At 69.2% G+C, this 21,391-nt stretch carries 19 protein-coding genes; 11 read left to right on the top strand and 8 right to left on the bottom strand.

The window, feature by feature from the left end:
• The first annotated feature begins 14 nt into the window (after window positions 1-14).
• The 4 genes from GPX89_RS09610 to msrB all read left to right on the top strand — a co-directional run bounded on the left by GPX89_RS09610 (window position 15) and on the right by msrB (window position 4,296).
• Window positions 15-788, top strand: coding sequence for a pyrimidine reductase family protein (locus GPX89_RS09610; protein WP_157386828.1), 774 nt, complete (start codon window positions 15-17; stop codon window positions 786-788).
• Window positions 789-820: 32 nt separating this feature from the next.
• Window positions 821-2,383, top strand: a complete 1,563-nt coding sequence (locus GPX89_RS09605; protein WP_157386827.1) for an alpha/beta fold hydrolase — start codon at window positions 821-823, stop codon at window positions 2,381-2,383.
• A 172-nt stretch (window positions 2,384-2,555) separates the two neighbouring features.
• A complete protein-coding gene (locus GPX89_RS09600) occupies window positions 2,556-3,842 on the top strand; it encodes a glycosyltransferase family 87 protein (RefSeq protein ID WP_328601634.1) in 1,287 nt (428 codons plus the stop codon).
• Between the two features lie 10 nt (window positions 3,843-3,852).
• Window positions 3,853-4,296, top strand: coding sequence for a peptide-methionine (R)-S-oxide reductase MsrB (gene msrB, locus GPX89_RS09595; protein WP_157386826.1), 444 nt, complete (start codon window positions 3,853-3,855; stop codon window positions 4,294-4,296).
• A 72-nt stretch (window positions 4,297-4,368) separates the two neighbouring features.
• On the opposite strand, the gene hemQ is transcribed toward msrB, so the two are convergent.
• Window positions 4,369-5,064 (bottom strand): hydrogen peroxide-dependent heme synthase, encoded by a 696-nt coding sequence (gene hemQ, locus GPX89_RS09590; protein ID WP_157386825.1) that lies wholly within the window; start codon window positions 5,062-5,064, stop codon window positions 4,369-4,371.
• Window positions 5,065-5,125: 61 nt separating this feature from the next.
• Entirely contained in the window at window positions 5,126-5,791 is a 666-nt protein-coding gene (locus GPX89_RS09585) for a TetR/AcrR family transcriptional regulator C-terminal domain-containing protein (RefSeq protein WP_157386824.1), read from the bottom strand.
• A 43-nt stretch (window positions 5,792-5,834) separates the two neighbouring features.
• Between GPX89_RS09585 and GPX89_RS09580 the strand changes: the two genes are divergently transcribed.
• Window positions 5,835-6,806, top strand: a complete 972-nt coding sequence (locus GPX89_RS09580) for a serine/threonine dehydratase (RefSeq protein ID WP_157386823.1) — start codon at window positions 5,835-5,837, stop codon at window positions 6,804-6,806.
• Between the two features lie 105 nt (window positions 6,807-6,911).
• Here GPX89_RS09580 and GPX89_RS09575 read toward each other — a convergent pair whose 3' ends face one another.
• The gene (locus tag GPX89_RS09575) at window positions 6,912-8,258 is read right to left on the bottom strand and encodes a protoporphyrinogen oxidase (RefSeq protein ID WP_157386822.1); all 1,347 of its coding nucleotides are present in this window, start codon (window positions 8,256-8,258) and stop codon (window positions 6,912-6,914) included.
• Between the two features lie 301 nt (window positions 8,259-8,559).
• Window positions 8,560-9,627, bottom strand: coding sequence for a uroporphyrinogen decarboxylase (gene hemE / locus GPX89_RS09570; protein ID WP_157386821.1), 1,068 nt, complete (start codon window positions 9,625-9,627; stop codon window positions 8,560-8,562).
• Window positions 9,628-9,700: 73 nt separating this feature from the next.
• Here hemE and GPX89_RS09565 point away from each other — a divergent pair, with 73 nt between their 5' ends.
• From GPX89_RS09565 to GPX89_RS43780, 4 genes are all read left to right on the top strand, one after another.
• Entirely contained in the window at window positions 9,701-10,327 is a 627-nt protein-coding gene (locus GPX89_RS09565; RefSeq protein WP_328601633.1) for a DUF3000 domain-containing protein, read from the top strand.
• Between the two features lie 203 nt (window positions 10,328-10,530).
• Window positions 10,531-11,775, top strand: coding sequence for a ribonuclease D (locus tag GPX89_RS09560; protein WP_157386820.1), 1,245 nt, complete (start codon window positions 10,531-10,533; stop codon window positions 11,773-11,775).
• 121 nt (window positions 11,776-11,896) lie between these two features.
• Window positions 11,897-12,421, top strand: a complete 525-nt coding sequence (locus tag GPX89_RS09555; protein ID WP_157386819.1) for a hypothetical protein — start codon at window positions 11,897-11,899, stop codon at window positions 12,419-12,421.
• 191 nt (window positions 12,422-12,612) lie between these two features.
• Window positions 12,613-13,173, top strand: a complete 561-nt coding sequence (locus tag GPX89_RS43780) for a hypothetical protein (protein ID WP_198347317.1) — start codon at window positions 12,613-12,615, stop codon at window positions 13,171-13,173.
• Window positions 13,174-13,227: 54 nt separating this feature from the next.
• On the opposite strand, the gene GPX89_RS09540 is transcribed toward GPX89_RS43780, so the two are convergent.
• Both GPX89_RS09540 and dxs read right to left on the bottom strand, forming a co-directional pair.
• Window positions 13,228-14,031 (bottom strand): enoyl-CoA hydratase, encoded by an 804-nt coding sequence (locus tag GPX89_RS09540; RefSeq protein WP_157386818.1) that lies wholly within the window; start codon window positions 14,029-14,031, stop codon window positions 13,228-13,230.
• Window positions 14,032-14,149: 118 nt separating this feature from the next.
• A complete protein-coding gene (dxs, locus tag GPX89_RS09535) occupies window positions 14,150-16,090 on the bottom strand; it encodes a 1-deoxy-D-xylulose-5-phosphate synthase (protein ID WP_328601632.1) in 1,941 nt (646 codons plus the stop codon).
• Between the two features lie 144 nt (window positions 16,091-16,234).
• Here dxs and glsA point away from each other — a divergent pair, with 144 nt between their 5' ends.
• Entirely contained in the window at window positions 16,235-18,070 is a 1,836-nt protein-coding gene (gene glsA, locus GPX89_RS09530) for a glutaminase A (protein WP_328601631.1), read from the top strand.
• Between the two features lie 206 nt (window positions 18,071-18,276).
• Here the strand turns inward: glsA and GPX89_RS09525 are convergent, their stop codons facing one another.
• Complete coding sequence (locus tag GPX89_RS09525) at window positions 18,277-19,776, bottom strand: UbiD family decarboxylase (RefSeq protein ID WP_198347316.1); 1,500 nt, start codon at window positions 19,774-19,776, stop codon at window positions 18,277-18,279.
• Window positions 19,773-20,357: a UbiX family flavin prenyltransferase gene (locus GPX89_RS09520; protein WP_328601630.1), complete on the bottom strand. Its 585-nt coding sequence runs from the start codon at window positions 20,355-20,357 to the stop codon at window positions 19,773-19,775. The genes GPX89_RS09525 and GPX89_RS09520 overlap by 4 nt, the downstream gene beginning before the upstream one ends.
• 64 nt (window positions 20,358-20,421) lie before the next feature.
• Between GPX89_RS09520 and GPX89_RS09515 the strand changes: the two genes are divergently transcribed.
• Window positions 20,422-21,360, top strand: a complete 939-nt coding sequence (locus GPX89_RS09515) for a LysR family transcriptional regulator (RefSeq protein WP_157386815.1) — start codon at window positions 20,422-20,424, stop codon at window positions 21,358-21,360.
• Window positions 21,361-21,391 lie beyond the last annotated feature (31 nt).

Here is a 21,391-nt window from a genome sequence, read left to right as displayed (position 1 = left end):
TGGGATGGGCTCTTATGCAGCACATGCCGAATGCGATTCAGCTCACAGATCTCACCCACGACGACCTGGTCGAGATGTACGCCTATCCGGTAGAGCCATCCGCCCCGTATGTGCGTGTCAACTTCGTCACCAGCATCGATGGCGCGGTCACCGTGGACGGGCGGTCCGGCGGGCTCGGCACGCCCGCGGACAAGAAGGTGTTCGCGCTGCTGCGGGATCTCGCCGATGTGGTGCTGGTCGGGGCGGGCACCGCGCGGGCGGAGAACTACGGTGCGGCGCACACCGATTCGGAGCTGCGCAAGCGGCTGCACCGGGAAGGGCTCGGGGGCGACGCGGACGGGACGCCGCCGCGGATCGCGGTCGTCACCCACGGGGCGTCACTGGATCCGGCGAGCAAGCTGTTCACCGACGCGGGGGCGCGCCCGATCATCCTCACCACCACCGCCGCGCCCGCCGAGCACAAGAAGCGACTCATCGACGCCGGAGCCGAACTCATCGAGGCGGGCGAGGACGACTGCACCATCACCGCCGTGCGCGACGCCCTCGAAGGGCTCGGGCTGCGACGCGTGCTGTGCGAGGGCGGGCCGTCGCTGTTCGGCCAGCTCATCGCCGCCGAGTCCGTCGACGAGGTGTGCCTGACCGTATCGCCGCAGCTGGTAGGCGGCATAGCGGGCCGAATCGCGATGTCCCCCAACGCCCTGCCCACCCCCATGCGCCCGCGCCACCTGCTGCTCGATACCGACGGCACGATCTTGACCCGATGGGAACGCGCCCACACCCGAGGCTGAAACCGCGTGCGGGACCTGGCAAGGTGGAGCGCATGCGCTGGACTCGGGCCGCTCTGCTGGCGTCGACACTGTCGGTATTGGTCACCACCGCCTGCGGGGCCGGGCCGTCGAACCGGCCCGCCGTCGCCGTGGAACAGCCGCATCAGGCCGGGGCCGCCGCGACCACCGCACCCGCCGACTCCACCCCGCCCGCGCCCGAGGTCCCCAAGGTCGATCTCACCTGGCGCGACTGCACGGTGCCGACCTTCAACCTGCTGGCACTGGGCGCGCCGCCGCAGGGGCTCGTGCTCGAATGCGCCGAATACCCCGCGCAGAAGGACGTGGCCGGGACCGTGGCCGGCAATTTCAAGAACGCGGCCATCCGGGCCCGCTACGACCGCACGCCCAAGGACGCCGCGCCGCTCATCCTGACCTCCGGCGCGGACCGCTCCTCGACCGCGACGCTGGCCGGGCTGGCCGCCGGGAACGCGAGCGCACTGCTGGCCACCCGACCCATCATCGCGGTGGACCGGCGCGGCATCGGCAGCTCCGTGCCGATCACCTGCATGACCGACCCGCAGCGCAAGGCGCTCGCCGATCAGAACCAATTCACGCGCGGCGCAACCGATCCCGTGGACGCCATGAGCACCACCGGGCGCGACGCCGCGGTCGCCTGCCTGGACTTCCTGTCCCCCGAACAGGGCGTGTGGGACGCCCCGCACGCCGCCGACGACATCGAACAGATGCGCAAGCAGCTGCAGGTCGACCACATCGCGCTGCTGGGCACGGGCACCGGCGCGAACGTGGCGCTGAACTACGCGCGCAAGTACGGGCAGCACCTCGGGCGGCTGGTGCTGGACTCGCCGCAGTCGGTGGGCACCGACGCGAACGGGCGCGCCGAGCAGCGGGTGAAGGGGCAGGAGGCCGCGCTCACCGCGTTCGCGCAGCGGTGCGCGTCGCTGAACTGCTCGCTCGGGGCCGACCCGCGGGCGGCCGTCATCGATCTGGTGAACCGCGCCGGGGCCGGACAGCTCGCCGACCTGTCGGCGTCCGCGCTCGTCACCACCTTGAGCGGCTTCCTGGGTGACTCACGCTCCCTGGACAATTCGCAGCTCACGGGATTCGCCGATGCGCTGAGCGCGCTCGGCAAGGGCGACCACGGCCCGATCACGCCCTACGTGCTGCGGGCCGCCTCCACCGTCGCCACCGACGGCGAATTCGTCAACCGCTGCAGCGACAACCACGAGCCCTCCACCCCCGACAAGGCGAAATCCTTCGAAACCGCCTGGGCCACCCAATATCCGATCTTCGGCAAGGTCGCCGCCATCGACCTGATGCTCTGCTCGGCCTGGCCCGCCGCCGCCCCGATGACCCTCCCCGACAAACTCGACCTGCCCGTCCTGGTGCTCGGCGGCAGCGCCGACCCCGTGGTCGGCCAGGACGGCCGCCCCACCGTCACCGGCGCCCTCGGTGCGGCAGGCGCCCGCACCGCGACCGTCGTCTGGCAGGGCTGGGGCCATCCCACCTTCGCCCACTCCGGCTGCGCCCAGCAATCTCTCGCCGACTACCTCAAGGACGCCACCCTCCCCGCCGACGGCACCGCCTGCCCCGCCTGACCGGTCGAGTGGCGTGGGTCACTGCCCGGCGGGGTGTGGAGCGCGCTTGACGGCCTTCGGGATTCGGGGATCGATAGGGGAGTTATCGGACCGGGCGATGCGATGTGCGCCACGCAACGCGATAAGCGGGTCGGCGCATGTGACCCGGGGGGTTTCGGTGTAGCGTGCTCGAGTGTTCCTTCGACAGCTCGAGCCGCGCACCGCTCGCACCACCGCTGAGGTACTGAACTTCGCGCTGTGGCCGGTCGCGATTCTCACCGTGTTGCATCGGGTGTTCATCAACGCTGTCAACTACCACGTCACCAATGACTTCACGCCGGTCTACAACGCGTCGCTCGCGTTCCTCAACCACCGGCCGGTGTACAACGCGAACTTCAGCTCGACCGATCCGGCGTATCTGTACCCGCCCAGCGGGACGCTGCTGATCTCGCCGCTGGCGATCCTGGACCCCGAGAAGTCGCGCTGGGCCTTCATTCTGGTGAACGCGCTCGCGCTGCTGCTGGCCTGGTATCTGCTGCTGAAGCTGTTCAACTTCACGCTGAACTCGGTCGCCGCGCCGGCGTTGCTGCTGGCCATGTTCGTCTCCGAGACGGTCACGAACACCCTCGGCTTCACCAATATCAACGGCTGCCTGTTCCTGGCCATGATGGCCTACATCCACCTGCTGCTGAAGCGCAAAGACCTTTGGGCCGGTGTGGCATTGGGGTTGACCGTCGCGGTCAAGGGGCCATTGCTGGTGCCGCTGCTGCTGATTCCGCTGGTGCGCGGGCAGTGGAAGACGTTCATCACCGCGCTGGGCATCCCGGTGGCGCTGAACCTGCTGGCCTGGCCGTTCATCGTGGACTACAAGGAATTCTGGACCCACACGCTGCCGTACCTGTCGGAGGCGCGGGACTACTTCAACAGCGCGATCGTCGGCAATGCCGGGTACTACGGCGTCGCCGAATGGCTGACCTGGACCATCCGCATCGTGATGGGCGTCCTCGTGCTGGTCTCGCTGTGGCTGCTGTATCGGTACTACCGCGAGGACGAGGTCTTCTACATCTGCAACACCTCGGGCGTCCTGATCACCGCGGTCATGCTGCTGGGCCCGCTGGGCCAGATGTACTACTCGATGTTCCTGTTCCCCATGCTGATGACCGTGGTCATGCGGAACTCGTTGCTGCGCAACTGGCCCGCCTGGCTGGCGATCTTCGGGTTCATGTCCTACGACAAGTGGCTCTCGGACCGCTGGCAGAGCATCGGGCGCGATCTCGAGTACCTGCGCACCACCTTCGGGTGGGGGCTGCTGCTGATCGTGGTGTTCTGCGTCCTCGGCGACCGCTACCTGGCCGCCAAGCGCGAGGGACGGCTACAGGTCGGCAAATCCCTGGACCCGGCCTGGATGCACCCGGAATGGGACACAACGGACAACGAGGCCACCGTCTCGCCCCGGACCGAGGCCGCCGCCGCGTTATAGCCTGGAGCCCATGAGTTCCGATGCCGACAGCTCGATCCCCGCACCGCGCATCCAGCTGACCCCGCAGGAGTGGCGAACCAAGCTCACCCCCGACGAGTACCGGGTCCTGCGGGAAGCGGGCACCGAGCGGGCGTTCACGGGCGAGTACACCGACACCGAGACCGAGGGCGTCTACTCGTGCCGGGCCTGCGGGTCCGAATTGTTCCGCAGCACCGAGAAATTCCATTCCCACTGCGGCTGGCCGTCGTTCTTCGATCCGGCGAAGTCCGAGGCGGTGGTGCTCAAGGAGGACGATTCGCTGGGCATGCGCCGCGTCGAGGTCCTCTGCGCCACCTGCCACAGCCACCTGGGGCACGTGTTCGAGGGCGAGGGTTACCCGACGCCCACGGACAAGCGCTACTGCATCAACTCGATTTCGCTCCGCTTGCACCCCTCGGACAGCACAGCTGGTTGAGTCGCGGAAACAGTAAGGGGCATGCGCGAATCCGCGCATGCCCCGAATTGTGCGGGCAGATAGCCAGTTACCTCACGGCAACGAGTTGATCAGCTGCTCGATGTCGACGCGCGGGCCGGTGAAGAACGGGATCTCCTCGCGCACGTGGCGGCGGGCCTCGGTGGCGCGCAGTTCGCGCATGAGGTCGACGATGCGGTGCAGTTCGGGGGCCTCGAAGGCGAGGATCCACTCGTAGTCGCCCAGGGCGAAGGAGGCGACGGTGTTGGCGCGCACGTCCGGGAAGTCGCGGGCCTGCTTGCCGTGGTCGGCGAGCATCTTGCGGCGCTCCTCGTCGGGGAGCAGGTACCAGTCGTAGGAGCGCACGAACGGGTAGACGCAGATGTAGTTGCCCGGGTCTTCACCCGCCAGGAAGGCGGGGATGTGGGACTTGTTGAACTCGGCGGGGCGGTGCAGCGCGGCCTGGCTCCAGACCGGGGTGGAGAGCTGACCCAGTTCGGTGACGCGACGGAAGTCGGCGTAGGCGGCCTGCAGGTCCTCGATCTTCTCGGCGTGCCACCAGATCATGAAGTCGGCGTCGGCGCGCAGGCCCGCGACGTCGTAGATGCCGCGCACGACCACGCCGCGCTCCTCGAGCGATTCGAAGAAGACCTTGGCCTCCTTGATCGCGGCCGCACGGTTGTCACCGAGCTCGCCGGGCTCCACCTGGAACACCGAGAACATGAGGTAGCGGATGGTGTCGTTGAGTGCCTTGTAGTCGAGTCGCGCCATGGCACCCATCGTGCCACTGCGCCCGAACCCACCCGGAATCGGGCAGGGCGGACAGGGTGATTCAGCTCGCAGTCGCGGCCCGCGCGGTGTCGGCCCAGGAGGCGATCAGGCGGCGCAGGCCGTCACGGAAGACGACGTCGTCGGTGAGCAGGGCGCTGATCTCGTCCAGATTGGTTGCCAGGATGGGGTATTCATCCGGGTCCAGAGCGGCCAGGATGGAACGGGTGCGCAGACGCGCGGGTTTGCGGTCGCGGTGCTCGACCAGGCCCGCGCAGCCGAGGGTGTACAGGTAGCACTCGCGGTAGGCGCGGAAGGCGTCGCCGGGGCTCAGGCCCAGCGAAACATTGTCGGCCAGTTGTGGTTCGGTGAGACGGGTCAGCAAGTGCGGCCCCAGCCAGGGGCGCGGCCCGCGCAGCATCACGAGGCCCGGATAGGCGGTGAGCAGGGTGTACCAGGCCACGAAACGCCGCTCGGTGGCATCGGCCCAGTCCGCGGAGCCGGCGGCGATCTCGGGCAGATCCAGGGCGAGATGGTCGGCCAGCATTTCGACCAGACCATTGAAATCGCCACCGCCCCTGCGCACCACGGTGGTGTGGGAGACCGCCAGATGGGCGGCGATGGAGCGGAAGCTCAGCTCGGCGGCGCCGCGGTTCTCGAGGATCTCCAACCCGGCCCGGGCGATCGCGCCGGGCGTCGCCTCGTCGAGGGACTTCGATTTCCTGGGCATGCGTCCAGCGTAAGTTACAGTGGAACAAAAGGGGGAATCAGCGATGGAAACGAAAGAAGCGCAAGTGCATCCGACATACGCCGAGGTGACAGCGGCTGCCGAACGAATCTCCGGCCACACCCGTCCGGTGGTGCTGGCCCGGGCGGACGCCGACACCGTCCCGGTCGCCGGGGAGGTCTGGTTCGCGCTGGAGCACATGCAGCACACCGGCACCTTCAAGGCGCGTGGCGCGGCGAATTTCGTACTGGCGCAGCGGGAACAGGGAACGCTGCCGAAGGTGGGCATCACCATCGCCTCCGGCGGCAATGCCGGGGTGGCGGGCGCGTGGGCGGCCCGGCTGGTCGGCTCCGCGGCCACCGTGTTCCTGCCCGCCACCGCGCCCGCGGTCAAGGTGACGCGGCTGAAAGCCCTCGGCGCCCAGGTGCTCTGCGGCGGCGACGCCTACGCCGACGCCGCCGCGGAATGCGAGCGCTACGCGGCCGCCAGCGGGGCGCTGCGCTCGCACGCCTACGACGATCCGTACATCGCCGCCGGGGCCGGGACGCTGCTGGAGGAGATCGTCGCGCAGCTGCCCGGGCTCGACACCGTCGTGGTCGCGGTCGGGGGCGGCGGGCTGCTGACCGGAATCACGGTGTCCGCCAACCAGCACGGGGTGCGGGTGGTCGCGGTGGAACCGGAGAACTGCCGGGCGTTCAACGCGGCCCTCGAGGCGGGGGAACCGGTGGACGTCGAGATCGACTCGGTCGCCGCCGACGCGCTGGGGGCGCGCCGCGTCACCCCGATGGCGCTGGCCGCGGCCGCCGCGGGCGACATCCGCTCGGTGCTGGTCAGCGACAAGCAGATCATCGCGGCCCGCCAAACCCTGTGGGACTGCCGCCGACTCGCGGTCGAGCACGCCGCGGCCACCGCCTTGGCGGCCCTGCTCTCCGGCGCGTACGTCCCCTCGCCCGGCGAACGCGTCGCCGTCATCATCTGCGGCGCGAACACCGACCCCAGCGACCTCGTCACCCGCTGACCACCTCGCCATCCCGGTATGCGCGGTCACACCACCCGTGGTGGATTCCGGCCGAGAGGGCGCGGGAATGACGACGCAGGGGCGGGTGTGCGGCCGGGTGAGCTGTCAGCCCAGATGGTCGGTGATGCGGGCCGCGGCCTTGGTGCCGGTCGCGGCGCAGGCGGGGACGCCGACGCCGTCGAGGTACGCGCCCGCGAGAGCCAGGCCGGGGAGATCGGCTGTGGCCGAACGCAGGTCGGCGATGCGGGTGGTGTGGCCGGGGGCGTACTGCGGGAGGCCGCCGGGCCAGCGTTGGACGACCGCGCGCAGGGGGCGGATGTCCGCGCCGGTGACCGTGGTCAGGTCCTCGACGGCGGCTGAGATCAGGTCCTCGTCGGACCAGGACAGGGGGGCGGGGTCGCCGAAGCGGCCGAAGGAGGCGCGGACCAGGGCCACGTCGCGGGCGGCGAGGTGGGGCCATTTGCGGCTGGAGAGGGTGAAGGCCTTGGCGCGCAAGGGTTCACCGGTGGCGACCAGGATGCCGGAGTTGTCGGGCAGGGCGGTGTCGGCGGGCAGGGCCAGGGCCACCACGGCCGAGGAGGCCAGGTCGATGCCGGCGGCGAGCGCGGACGCCTCCGGGGCGATCTCGCGCAGGAGTTCAGCGGTCACCGGCGCCGGGGTCGCGAGGATCACCGCGTCCACGTCGCCGACCGGGTCCACGTGCCAGCCCTTGGCGGTGCGGGTGAGACGGGTTGCCGCCGTACCGATTTCGATCTTCACGTCGGCGGCCGCGCGCAGCGCGTCGAGCAGGACGCCGTAGCCGTCGCGGATACCGCCGAAGACCGGCGTGGTGCTCGGCGGCGGCAGCGCCTCCGACACGGCCCGGGTCAAACTCGGCGCGCCCCGGTCCAGCGCCGCGGCCAGTGTCGGCAGCGCCGCGCGCACGCCGATCGAATCCGCCAGCCCCGCATACACTCCCCCGAGCAGCGGATCCACGCTACGGCGAACCACCTTCTCCCCGAACCGATCCCGCACCAGCTCCCCCACCGACATGTCCCCGCCCCGCACCCACGTCAACGGCCGGTTCGGCTCCTCCTCGATCGCCGCCAGCGTCCGCGCATCCACCAGCCCCGCAACCGATTCCGCCCCCGCCGGAATCCCCATCAACGTCCGCTCGGGCAACGGGTGCCCAGCCCCCTCCGACCACACCAGCGGCCGCTTCCCCGCCGGATGCACCAACTGCTCCGCAATCCCCAACTCCCCCATCAACTCCGGAATCTCCGGCCGTCGCCCCACGAACGCCTCGGCGCCCAGATCGACCGGATCCCCCTCGATCTCCACCGTCCGCAGAATCCCCCCGACCCGCTCCCGCCGCTCCACCAACACCAACTCCGCGGCATCCCCCAACGCCTGCCGCAGCCGATACGCAGCCACCAGCCCACTGATGCCACCACCGACCACCGCAACCCGCATCGCCAACTCCTCCTCGCCCAGGGAACGCCGCGGATCACTCCGCGACGCGCGACCCGCACCGATCCGCCGGGCCGCCTTCCGCCAACCTACTCGGGCCGCCCGCCGCGGTCATGACCGGGCGAAACACGCTCACCACGGCGTGATTCACCTCGCACCCCGGAACAGGCCCCAACACGCCGTCATCGTCGAGCGGTGCCCATGGAAATCCCCCCGCTGGACGACCTCATCCGCTCTCGGTCGCAGATCGGTGAGTGGTAAGGCTGCCCCGATCGGCGCCGAGGGCGATCGGTTCGAGCCCGTGTCAGAGGGGGGTGGGCAGGCTGTGGATGAGGGCGACGGTGTCGGTGATGACGGTGGGGTCGGTGTTGGGGAGGACGCCGTGGCCGAGGTTGAAGATGTGACCCTTGGCGCCCAAGGTGATCGCCTCGTCGGCCTCGTGGGCGATGCGGCGGACCTCGGATTCGATGGCGGCGGGGCCGGCGAAGAGGACGGCGGGATCGAGGTTGCCCTGCAAGGCTTTTCCGGGGCCGACGCGGCGGGCGGCCTCGGGCAGGGGGATGCGCCAGTCGACGCCGACGACGTCCGCGCCCGCTTCGCCCATGGCGCCCAGCAGTTCTCCGGTGCCGACACCGAAGTGGATGCGCGGAATGCCGGCGTCGGCGATCTCGGTGAAGACCCGTTCCGAGTGCGGCATAACGTATTCGCGGTACTGGGCCTGGGTGAGCGCGCCCGCCCAGGAGTCGAACAGCTGCACCGCGTCCACGCCCGCCTCGATCTGCGCGCGCAGGAACTCGATGGTGATGTCGGTGAGCACGCCCAGCAGCTGGTGCCAGGTCTCGGGGTCGGCGAGCATCATCGCCTTGGTGCGCTCGTGGTTCTTGCTCGGACCGCCCTCGACCAGGTAGGACGCCAAAGTGAACGGGGCACCGGCGAATCCGATCAGCGGGACGTCGTCGAGCGCGTCGAGCAGCAGTTTCACTCCGGCGGTGACCGCGCCGACCTCTTCGGGGCGCAGCCGCGGCAGGGCGCGCACGTCGGCGACGGTGCGCACCGGGTTGGCGATCACCGGCCCGACACCGGCCACGATGTCGAGGTCGATGCCCGCGGCCTTGAGCGGAACCACGATGTCGGAGAACAGGATTGCGGCGTCGACCTGATGGCGGCGCACCGGCTGCATGGTGATCTCGCACACCAGCTCCGGATCGAAACACGATTCCAGCATGCCGATTCCGGCGCGCACCTCCCGGTACTCCGGAAGGGACCGACCGGCCTGTCTCATGAACCACACCGGACGCCGATGCGGCACGCCACCGGTCGCGGCGGCGAGGAAGGGGGCATCGGTCAGCTGGCGTCGGGCGTGAGTACTCATCACCGCCCATCGTAAAGGCCCCCGGCGGCGCGCCTCGCACTACTCGGCTCCCGCAAGGTCTACGGTGCCTTTCGTGACACCGCTCGACTTCCGCGACGGCGCTGCCCCGACCCCGGAGCCCGAAGAACCAGCCCGGTTCCGCGCCGCGGTCGAGGCCATGGGAACCGCCTCAGTGCATCCCCGAATCGAACTGGCACCGATCCGTCCGCCACAGCGCCTCGCCCCCTACTCGTACGCACTAGGCGCGGAAGTCACGCGACCCGACACGAACGTGGTGCCCGTCGACTCCGACGGCGACGCCTTCGGCCGGCTGATCCTGCTCCACGACCCGGCCGGGCAGGAAGCCTGGCACGGGGTGTTCCGCTTGGTCGCCTACATCCAGGCCGACATCGACTCCGCGCTGGCCGCCGACCCGCTGCTGCCGGAGGTGGCGTGGAGCTGGCTGGTCGACGCCCTCGACTCGCGCACCCCCTTCACCGCGTTGGGCGGCACGGTCACCTCGACCAGTTCGGTGCGCTACGGCGATATCGCCGGACCGCCGCGCGCGCATCAGCTCGAGCTGCGGGCCTCCTGGACCGTCGGCGACACCGCGCTGCGCCCGCACGTGGAGGCCTTCTGCGAGGTGCTCGCCTACGCGGCCGGTCTACCGCCCGCCGGTGTAACCCGGCTGGACGTGCGCCGGGGCGAGAGCCCTGAATAACTTGAGCCCCCGATCACGGCCGCCGACCGCCGAATTCCCGCGCCCGCTGCCGGAAAATCGCCTCTCGCCTGCGAGAAATTCTGTACTGCAACGAAATCGACGGCTCGGACGTACGATTCCCAATGGCCCGACGCAGTGTCACGGCCGGTCGTTTCACCGACGTGACGCGGCTCGCCCCTGCCCTACCCGTAGAGTTCAAGACCATGTCCGTACCAGATGAATCCGAAGCCACTGCCGCGGTACCGTTGCTCGCGCCAGTGGACGGTGTACCGCCGGTACTGGACACCGCTGCCGAAATAGCGACCGCCGCCCGCGCGCTGGCCGCCGGCACCGGACCGCTCGCGGTCGACGCCGAGCGCGCCTCCGGCTTCCGCTACTCCAACCGCGCCTACCTGATCCAGTTGCGCCGCGAGGGCGCGGGCAGCTTCCTCATCGACCCGATTCCGGTGGACGGCGACCTCGAGCCGCTCGCGCAGGCCATCAACGGCCTGGAGTGGGTGCTGCACTCCGCCGATCAGGATCTGCCCGGACTGGCCGAGCTCGGCCTGTACCCCGCCCGGCTGTTCGACACCGAGCTGGGCGGGCGCCTGGCCGGATACGAGCGGGTCGGCCTGGCCGCCATGGTCGAGAAGCTGCTGGGCCGCGAGCTCAAGAAGGGCCACGGCGCGGCCGACTGGTCCACCCGCCCGCTGCCCGACGACTGGCTCAACTACGCCGCCCTCGATGTGGAGTTACTCATCGAACTGCGCGACGCGGTCGCGGCCGACCTGGAAGACCAGGGCAAATCCGATTGGGCCGCACAGGAATTCGAGCACGTCCGCACCGCCGAGCCGTCGGGCCCCAAGGCCGACCGCTGGCGTCGCACCTCCGGCATCCACACCCTGCGCCGCACCCGCCAGCTCGCCATCGTCCGCGAACTATGGACCACCCGCGACCGCCTGGCCCGCCTGCGCGACGTGGCCCCCGCCCGCATCCTCCCCGATTCGGCGATCGTGGCCGCCGCCACCAGCGAGCCCAAGTCCATCGCCGCGCTGCGTGCGCTGCCGATCTTCGGCGGCCCCCGCCAGCGCCGCTACTCGCGTGAATGGCTCGGCGCGGTGGAACGCGCCCGCACCCTGCCCGACAGTGAACTGCCGCCGCTGACCCAGCCCTTCGACGGTCCGCCCCCGGTCAACCGCTGGGAGCGCCGCGACCCGGCCGCCGCCGCCCGCCTGCAGCGCGCCCGCGCCGCGATGACCGACCTCTCCAACGAGGTGTCGGTCCCGGTCGAGAACCTGCTCACCCCGGACCTGCTGCGCCGCATGTGCTGGGACGGCCTGCCCAAGTCCGCCACCAACGGCGAGGCCCCGACCCTCATCGAGGACTACCTCGCCGCGGGCGGCGCCCGGCCGTGGCAGCGCGAACTCGCGGTCCCCCGCCTGAGCGAAGCCCTTTATCCGAAGGGCTGACCCCGGAAATATCGCCCAAGGAAGTTGGGGCACATCAGCTTTCTGAAGTGGATGCATTTCACAGTAAGTGAAAGTTAGATTCTGTCGACCCCCACCCGGGGCGACAGAGGAGTCTCCACACATGCGCATCGAATCCCGAGCCATCCGCCGCATCGGCTGGGCCGCAACCACTTTGGCATCGGCCGCCGCCCTCACCACCCTGACGGCCCCGGCCGCCCTGGCCAACGTCGGCCCGATCACCATCGCCGATTGCGCCCCGTCGGACAACGACCCGTGCCCGTCGGTGTCACCGCTCGTCGCAGGCCACCAGTACAAGGTCACATCACCTGCCAACCAGTCCATGCAGCTGCTGCCCTTCCTGGCGACAGCCGGAACCACGGTAAACTTCTACGACAACGGCCAGTGCATCGCGAGCGGACCGGCGCCGACGGGCATGGGTGTCGCCGGTTTCTACTGGATGGACGTCACCGTCTACTGGGTCCCGACCGCCGGAACCCACACGATCAAGGTCACCCAGGGCACCGAATCCACCTCCGCCACCGTGAACGTCACCGCCGCACCGGCGGGATCCACCCCGGCGCAACCGCCGAAGCAACCCGGCTGCGGTGGGGGCGGCAGCATCGGGTCCGGCAGCGCCAGCATCTGACCCGGGCGGGGCCCCTCGGCGCGTAGTGGCGTCGAGGACGCGGCCGCCGCCCGGTCCCGGATACGGGCGAGCGGCGGTCGCGGCGGGCCCCGATGCCCTCGTCGAAGTCGCCGGTGTCGCTCGAGGTAGTTGGGGCGCAATGGCTTTCCGCTCCACATATCGCCGTATCACGTGCGTGATACGCTGAACGGGTGGGTGACCGATACAGCTTCACCAGCGACGGTTTGCACAACATTCGGGTCTACGGCGTTAAACCCGGCGAGGTCTGGGAGGCATTGCATTCCAAGCGCCGCCTAGTGCGCCATCTCGACGCGAAGGCCACAGCACTGTTCGGTCTCTCCCACACTGGCCGCTACCTAGTAGTGTTCGTCCTCGAATCGGCCGACGAGGACAACGACTGGGACGTCATCGCCGCCCGCGAGATGCTCCCGGACGAGAGCCGTGTTCGACCGCTACACGGGACGGAAGCGATGGGCATGAACATCGACAAGAACCTCTCCGACCTCATCGCCACCGGCACAGACGCGCAATTGCCGGTTCCCGACACCAACGAGCCGATGATCACCCGCTCGCTGCGCATCCCCCTCGCCCTCGACACGCACCTGCGTGACATGGCCGAGGAACGTGGCATCGGTGCGACCACGCTGATGCGAGAGATCTTGCAAGCCTGGGTCACCGATGCCGACACCAGCGCCGTCGTCCGACTGGCCGACGTACAGCGAGTGATCGCCTCGCTCGCGCGCCCGGCCTGACCGGATCGCCTCGCCCGCCGCCTCGGCCGCGATGCCGACGCGGCGGGGCATCGCTCAGTCCTGGAAGTCGGGTGAGCGGCGGTCGCGGCGGGCCCGGATGGCCTCGTCGAAGTTCTCGGTGGTGAGGCGGACGTAGAGCTGGGCCATGCCCTCGTTCTGCATGTGGGATTCGAAAGAGCCTGCCTCCAGGCCACTCCAGAGCAGGCGTTTGGTGAGTTCGCCGCCTACCCGGCTCCAGCGGATGATCTGGTCGGCGGTGTCGTAGGCGGCCTCGAGGAGTTTGTCGGCGGGGACGACGCGCGAGACTATGCCGATGCGTTCGGCTTCGGCGGCGTCGACGTCGCGGCCGGTGAGCATGATCTCGAAGGCGCGGGTGGAGCCGATGGCGCGCGGCAGGGTGTAGCTGATGCCGAGTTCGGCGGAGGTGAGGCCGTTGTTGATGCCCGCGGCGCGGAAATAGGCGTCCTCCGAGGCGATTCGGATATCGGTGCCCATGGCCAGGCAGAAGCCGCCGCCGATGGCCGCGCCGTTGATGGCGCTGATCACCGGCTGATGCATCCGCTTGATCGTGAGCATCACGTTGTTGAGCAACTCCATCGAGCGGCGCGCGATGCTGGTGCGCGTCAACCCCTCCACACCCGGCACCTTCCCCGCGTGCTGCAGATCCGCGCCCGAGCAGAATCCGTGCCCGGCCCCGGTCAGCACCACCACCCGCACCTCATTGTCGGCCGCCACGTCCTCGAGGGTCTCCCGCAGCGGCACCATGACGTCGAACGCCATGGCATTCATCCGCTCCGGCCGGTTCAAGGTGACCAACGCGATCTGGGGACGCGGCTTCTCGACAATCACAAACGACATCCGAACTCCTGACCAGAAACTGTAACCTGTTACAGAATCTACGCGAGAAGTCCAGCTCCGCACAGAAAAACGGACCCGCGATCGAAGGATCGCGGGTCCGGGGGCTGCGGCCGGGAAGTTACTCGGCGGCGGGGAGGAGCGCTTCCTCGATATCCGATCCGGAGGTGTCGGTCGCACCGAGCCAGACGTGGACGCGCTGGGCGACCTCGCCGGGGGTGAGACCGAGTTCCTGGTGGATCTTCGAACGCGAGGCGTGGTCCAGGAAGTGCTGGGGCACACCGAGATCGCGGGTGGGCACGTCGACACCGGCGCTGCGGAGGCGGGCGGAGACGGTGGAGCCGATGCCGCCGTGCAGGCCGCTGTCCTCGAGGGTGACGACCAGGCGGTGGTTCTCGGCCATCTTGACCACGGCATCGGAGACCGGCAGCACCCAGCGCGGGTCGACGACGGTGACCGAAACACCTTCGGCCTGCAGCAGATCCGCCACCTTCAGGGCGAGCTCGGCGAAGGGGCCGACCGCGATGAGCAGCACGTCGGCACGCACCGAATAGGACGCGGAGTCCTGGGGCAGACGCAGCACGTCCACCCCCTCGAAGCGCTCGACCGCCGGAATCTCCTCGATGGCGGCGCCCTTGGGGAAGCGGATCGCGGTGGGGCCGTCGCTGATGTGCACGGCCTCCCCCAATTCCTCACGCAGCGTGGCGGCGTCGCGGGGCGCGGCCACCCGGATGCCCGGGACGATGCCGAGCACCGACAGGTCCCACATGCCGTTGTGCGAGGCGCCGTCGTCACCGGTGATGCCCGCGCGGTCCAGCACCAGGGTCACCGGGAGCTTGAGCAGCGCCACATCCATGAGCAGCTGGTCGAAGGCCCGGTTCAGGAAGGTCGAGTAGATGGCGACGACCGGGTGCAGACCGCCCAGCGCCATGCCGGCCGCGGAGGTCATGGCGTGCTGTTCGGCGATGCCGACGTCGAACATGCGGTCCGGGAAGCGTTCCCCGAACGGCGTCAAACCGGTCGGCCCGGGCATGGCGGCGGTAATGGCGACGATGTCGTCGCGCTGCTCGCCCAGGGCGATGAGCTCCTTGGAGAACACCGAGGTCCAGCTGGTGCCCGCGGACCCGGCCAGCGGTTCACCGGTCTCGGGATCGATGACGCCGATCGAATGCATCTGATCGGCTTCGTGATTGACCGCCGGGGTGTACCCGCGGCCCTTCTGCGTCACCGCGTGCACGATGACCGGACCGCCGAAGTCCTTGGCCCGCCGCAGCGCCGCCTCCAGCATCACCGGATCGTGCCCGTCGACCGGGCCCACGTACTTCAGCCCGAGATCGCTGAACAGCTCCTGCGGCGCGACCGCGTCCTTGATCCCGGTCTTGATGGCGTGCAGCATCGAGTACGCCGAATCCCCCACGCGCGGAATGCTCTGCACGATCCGCTTGGTGGCGTCGAGCGCGTGCTCGTAGGCGGGCTGGGTGCGCAACCCGGCCAGCCGCTCGGCGAGCCCGCCGATGGTCGGCGCGTAGGAGCGGCCGTTGTCGTTGACCACCACGATGACCGAACGATCCTGGCCCGCGGCGATATTGTTCAACGCCTCCCAGCACATGCCGCCGGTCAGCGCGCCGTCCCCGACGACCGCGACCACGTGCCGCTTCTGCCGGGTCAGCGCGAACGCCTTGGCGATGCCGTCCGCGTAGGACAGCGAGGCCGAGGCGTGCGAGGACTCCACCCAGTCGTGCGCGCTCTCGGCGCGACACGGATAACCCGACAGCCCGCCCTCTTTGCGCAGGGTGTCGAACCCGTCCTTGCGGCCGGTGAGGATCTTGTGCACGTATGCCTGATGCCCGGTGTCGAAGATGATCGGGTCGGCAGGCGAGTCGAAGACCCGGTGCAACGCGATGGTCAGCTCCACGACGCCGAGGTTCGGTCCGAGGTGCCCGCCGGTGACGGCGACCTTCCGCACCAGGAACTCGCGAATCTCCTCGGCCAACTCGTGCAGCTCCGGTACCGACAGCCTGCGCAGGTCCTCGGGCGTGTCGACCCGGGAAAGCACTCCCACGGCTATTGCTCCCTCCGGATGAATCCTGTGATTGCAACAGTCTACGGAGCCCTTTTCGGCCCCTGACGCCAGGAACATTTGTCACCTGCGACATCCCTGGCAGATGTGAGGCTCCACACACGTTACGCCGGTTACAGTGGCCCGGTGGTCCCCTCCGGCGGCGTCGTGGCCCGCATCATCGACGAAGTCTACGAGCTGTGCCGCGCCGACACGTCGGGAACGCTGGCCGACTACATTCCGGAACTGGCGGCGGTGCAACCCGATTCGTTCGGCATCTGCCTGGCAACCGCGGACGGGCGGGTGTACGGGAGCGGAGATCTGGACACCGCGTTCACGATTCAGTCGATCTCCAAACCGTTCACGTATGCGCTGGCCCTGGCCGATCGAGGGCCCGCGGAGGTGGCGCGGCACATCGACGTGGAGCCGTCCGGGGAGCCGTTCAACGAAATCAGTCTGGACCCCCAGACACAGCGCCCGCGCAATCCGATGATCAATGCCGGGGCGATCGCGGCGGCCTCGCTGATCAAGGGCACCGACGCGGCCGACCGTTTTGCCCGAATCCGGCGGAGCTACAGCCGATTCGCCGGACGCGAGCTGAGCATGAACGAGGCGGTGTACGCCTCCGAGGCGCGCACCGGATACCGCAACCGCGCGATCGGACTGCTGCTGCGCGGCGCGGAGATCATCGACATCGACCCGGACGAGGCGGTGGACCGCTACTTCCGGCAGTGCTCGATCGACGTCACCTGCCGGGATCTGGCGATGATGGCCGCGACCCTGGCCAACAACGGCGTCAATCCGCTGACCCACGAGCGCGCACTGACCCGGCCGCTGGTCGAGCAGGTGCTCTCGGTCATGACCACCTGCGGCATGTACGACTCCGCGGGCGACTGGGTGACCACCGTCGGGCTGCCCGCGAAAAGCGGTGTGGGCGGCGGAATCCTGGCGGTGCTGCCCGGGCAGATCGGGATCGCGGTGTACTCCCCGCGCCTGGACGCGCACGGCAGCAGCGTGCGCGGGGTCAAGGCGTGCCGCGAGTTGTCGAATCGGCTGGGACTGCACTTCCTGCACGTGACCCGGGCCGCGCACACCGCGATTCGCGCCGCCTACTCGGTGGCCGAGGCGCCGTCGCGACTGCGCCGCGACACCGATGAACTGGACGTGCTGCACGAATTCGGCGACCGCGCCCGCATCTTCGAACTGCACGGCGACTTGCTCTTCGCCGGTGCCGAATCCACCGTGCGCAGCGTCGAGGAGACCGCGGCCGAGCTGGAAGCGCTGGTGCTGGATCTGCGCGAAGTCGGCGACGTGAGCCCGATCGCGATCCGCATGTTCAACGATCTGGAGGCCGAACTGGCCGCCGCGGGATGCCGTGTGGCGCTGGTGGATCCGGACGGCAAGCTCGGGCATCTGGTATCGAGCCTGGTGCCGAACGATCCGCGCGGGCGGGTCTTCATCGACCGCGACGCCGCCACCGAATGGTGTGAACAGCTCATCCTCGACGCGCACCGCCCGCCCGGCCAGGAATGCCCCGCCGCCCTGACCATCGAGCAGCACCCCGCCCTGGCCGAGATGCCCGACGACGAACGCGCCCGCCTGGCAAAGGAATTCGAGACCCGCACCATCGCGCGCGGCGAGATCATCGTGGCCAGCGGCAGTTCCCGCTGCGGCCTGTTCCTCATCCTGGACGGCCGGGTCCGCTTCACCTTCACCGACCGCGACAACCGCCGCCACCGCCTGATCACCCTCACCCCGGGCATGTCCTTCGGCGAGACCTCCATGCTCGCGGGTGTCCCCTACGCCAATGACGTCTACGCCGAAACCACGGTCCGCGTGGCGGTCATGCCCACCGCCCGCTTCGACCAGCTCACCGATCAGGCCCCCGACATCAAACTGGCTCTGCTGGAACGCCTCGCGGCCGCCGCCTACACCCAGGCCGATGCCGCCGTGCGCGCGGTCGCGGCGCACGGCGGCATCTGACCCCGATCGGGCGGCCCTCGTTCGACACCCCTCGACGGTCGTCCGGTTTCCGCCCGCAGTCGTGCCGGCAACCGATAAAGCATCAGGTACGGACCGGATGTCCATCAACGGGCAAATCCGCGTCAATCGATAAGGAATGCTTATCGACGACTCTTCATCCCGTGAGACACGGAGCGACGGGGTCGGTGACGGACGACGCGGCCGGATCAGCGGTAGCCGTACTCCTGCCAGCGGTCGAGGACGCGCTGCTGGATCTCTTGCGGCCAGCCGTTTTCGAAGCTGCCCTTGATCGGGCGCTGGGATTCGTCGAACAGGTCGGCCAGCAGGCAGTTGTAGACGACCTTGCCCGCCCGGTAGGAGTGCTGCTCGACCTCGGACAGGTAGACCGAGAGAGCGGCGGTGAGCTCGGCGGGAAAGTGGACCTCACCGTGCTCGGGGTGGGCACGAGTCGCGAAGGCCCACACGATCTGGTTCACATCGGTGATGTCGACGTCGTCCTCGACCAGCAGCACCTTGGGAACCCCGAATCCGGCCTTGCCGGCGAACACGACGTCACCGACCCGCTGTGCGAAGTCGCCGGAGGACACGGGAAGCTTGGCGTGCCAATCGGAATCGGCGGCGACGATCAGCCAGTGCAGTGCGGACTCGTAGGAGAACCAGGTCGAAGCGACCGGCAGACCTGCCTCACGCAACTGGTAGAGGATCTCGGCGGCGTGCATGGTGCCGGTGGCGGTGTGGTCCTCCTCCACCGGCGGCCCGGCGGCGACCACGGGCAGGATCGCGCCGTCACGATAGGTGATGGCGGACACGTGGAAGACCGGCTTCTCCGAGGCTTCCAGAGCGTTGTATCCCGGGTATTCGTTCATCGGCCCCTCCATCACCGTCTCGTCGAAGGAGATATGGCCCTCGATGACGATCTCGGCGGTGGCAGGCACCAGCAGGTCCACGGTCTCGGCGGGCACCACCTCGATGCCCTCGCCGAACAGCGCACCCAGGAAATGGGATTCGTCCGCGCCTTCCGGCAGCGGCATGGCCCCGACGAACGGCAGGCCGGGCTCGACACCCAGCGCGAGCGCGATGGGCATGGGCTTCCGCTGCTCGGCCCACTTCGCCCGAATGATGCCCAGGTGCTGCGGTCCGGGAATGAGGCAGGCCAAGGTGTTGCGGCTCGCGATCATCATGCGGTTGATCGACCAGTTGGTCCAGGAACCATCCGGCGTCTTGGCGATGTTCATGCCGTAGGTCTGGATATAGCGGCCGCCGTCGTTGCCGTGGATGAGCGGGGTCGGGAAGGCCAGCAGGTCGACATCGTCGCCGCGCACGATGTTCTGTTTGCAGGGCGCGGTTTCGGCCGGAACCTGGACGGGCGCGATGCCGGGCTTGCGGCGCGCCTCGACAATGGCTTCGACGATGTCCTGTCCGCGTGCGTCCGCGGACAGGCCGAGCGCCAGGGCGATTCGGGCCAGCGAATGGGTCGGGCCGGACAGACCGCCGGGCGCGCCCAGCACACCGAATCCGCTGTCCTGGTACCCGGTGATGTTGGTGAACAGCGGCGCGGGCGCCCTCAGGTCGTAGGAACGGCGAATGATCGCACCGATCTCCAGCTCCCAATTCACCTCGGCGTCGATGCGCTGGATCTCGCCGAGGGCTTCGAGGGCGTCGATGAATTCACGCAGACTCTTCAGGTGGGCCACAGCCTCTTTCACTTTCTTTCAGTCGGGGTCTCGCCCCAGCGGGGCAGATCCGGCACGTCGATGCCGAGCAGGTCAAGGGCTCGGCCGGCGGTGTGGTCGACGATGTCGGACACCGTTTCCGGGTTCAGGTAGAAGGCGGGCACCGGGGGCATGACGATGCCGCCCGTCTCGGTGACCGCGGTCATGGCGCGCAAATGCGCCATGGTGAGCGGGGTTTCGCGGACCATGAGCACCAGGCGGCGGCGTTCCTTGAGGGTCACGTCGGCGGCCCGGGTCAGCAGATTGTCGTTGTTGGCGTAGGCGACCGCGGACAGGGTGCGAATCGAGCAGGGGGCCACGATCATTCCCGCGGTCCGGAACGAACCCGAGGCGATGGCCGCGCCGATATCGGCCGGGCGGTAGGTCACATCCGCCATGGCCGCGAGATCGGCCGCGCTCATGCCGGTTTCGTAGGCGCGGGTCTGCTGCCCGGCCGGGGTCACCACCAGATGCGTCTCGACTCCGGCCTTGCGGGCCAATTCCAGCACCCGCACGCCGTAGGCGATACCGGTCGCCCCGCTGATTCCCACCACCAAACGCCGCGCTTCACTCACCGATTCAGCATCGAGGACCCCCCGGATGGCCATCAACGGGCAAATGCGCGAAAATCCATAAGAGATGCTTATCGACGACTCTTTTCGCGAGAACCGCGTGGACCCGGCCGAACTGGAAGCCTTCGTGGTGCTGGCCGAGGAACTGCACTTCGGCCGGACCGCGGCACGGCTGGGCATGTCCCAGCCTCGGGTGAGCCAGCTCATCCGCAGCCTGGAACGCCGCATCGGAAGGCGACTGGTGGAGCGCACCAGCCGGCGGGTCACGCTCAATCCGCTGGGTGAGCATCTACTGGCCCGCGCGCGGCCCGCCTTCGAGGAACTGCAGCGTGCCTTCGCCGAAACCCGCACCGCCGCACGGGGTTTGCGCGTCGGATTTCTCGGACCCTACGGCGCGACCCTGGACGGGGCGCTGGCCGGGTTCCGGGCACGGCATCCGGAATGCCCGGTCACCCTGACGCAACTGCAATGGACCGACATCTACGGCCCGCTGCGGCGCGGCGAGATCGACATCCAGATCTGCCTGGCCCCGGTCGAACAGCTCGGTGTCACCATCGGACCCGAGGTGGGCGTGTTCCCGCGACTGCTGGCCATCGCGCGCAGCCATCCCTGGTCCACCCGCGCGAGCATCGACATCGAGGATCTGGCCGAGTTGCGGGTGATCGGGCCGCATCCCGACGTCCCGCCCGAATTCGCGCGCCGGTTCTGGCCACCGGCTACCACCCCGGGCGGACGGCCGATTCCGCGGGTCGCGCCCGCGCGCACCGAACCCGAGATGCTGACCGCCGTCGCCCACAACAACGCGGTCTTCGCGACCACCTCCGCCATGCCCACCTACTTCACCCATCCGGAAGTGGCGTTCGTGCCGCTCACCGGATTGCCCGAGGCGCGGGTCCGGCTGGTGTGGCGCACCGACACCGACCATCCCAAGGTCGCCGAATTCGCCGCGCTGGCCCTCGACCACGCCGCCCCCGCTCCGGTCGCCGACATACGTCAACGCGCGTAGCGAGGATTACGCGCGGGCGTGCAGGCGCGCC

Source organism: Nocardia terrae, assembly GCF_009760405.1.
GTDB classification, from domain to species: domain Bacteria; phylum Actinomycetota; class Actinomycetes; order Mycobacteriales; family Mycobacteriaceae; genus Nocardia; species Nocardia terrae.
This window is presented reverse-complemented; position numbering and strand designations above follow the sequence as displayed.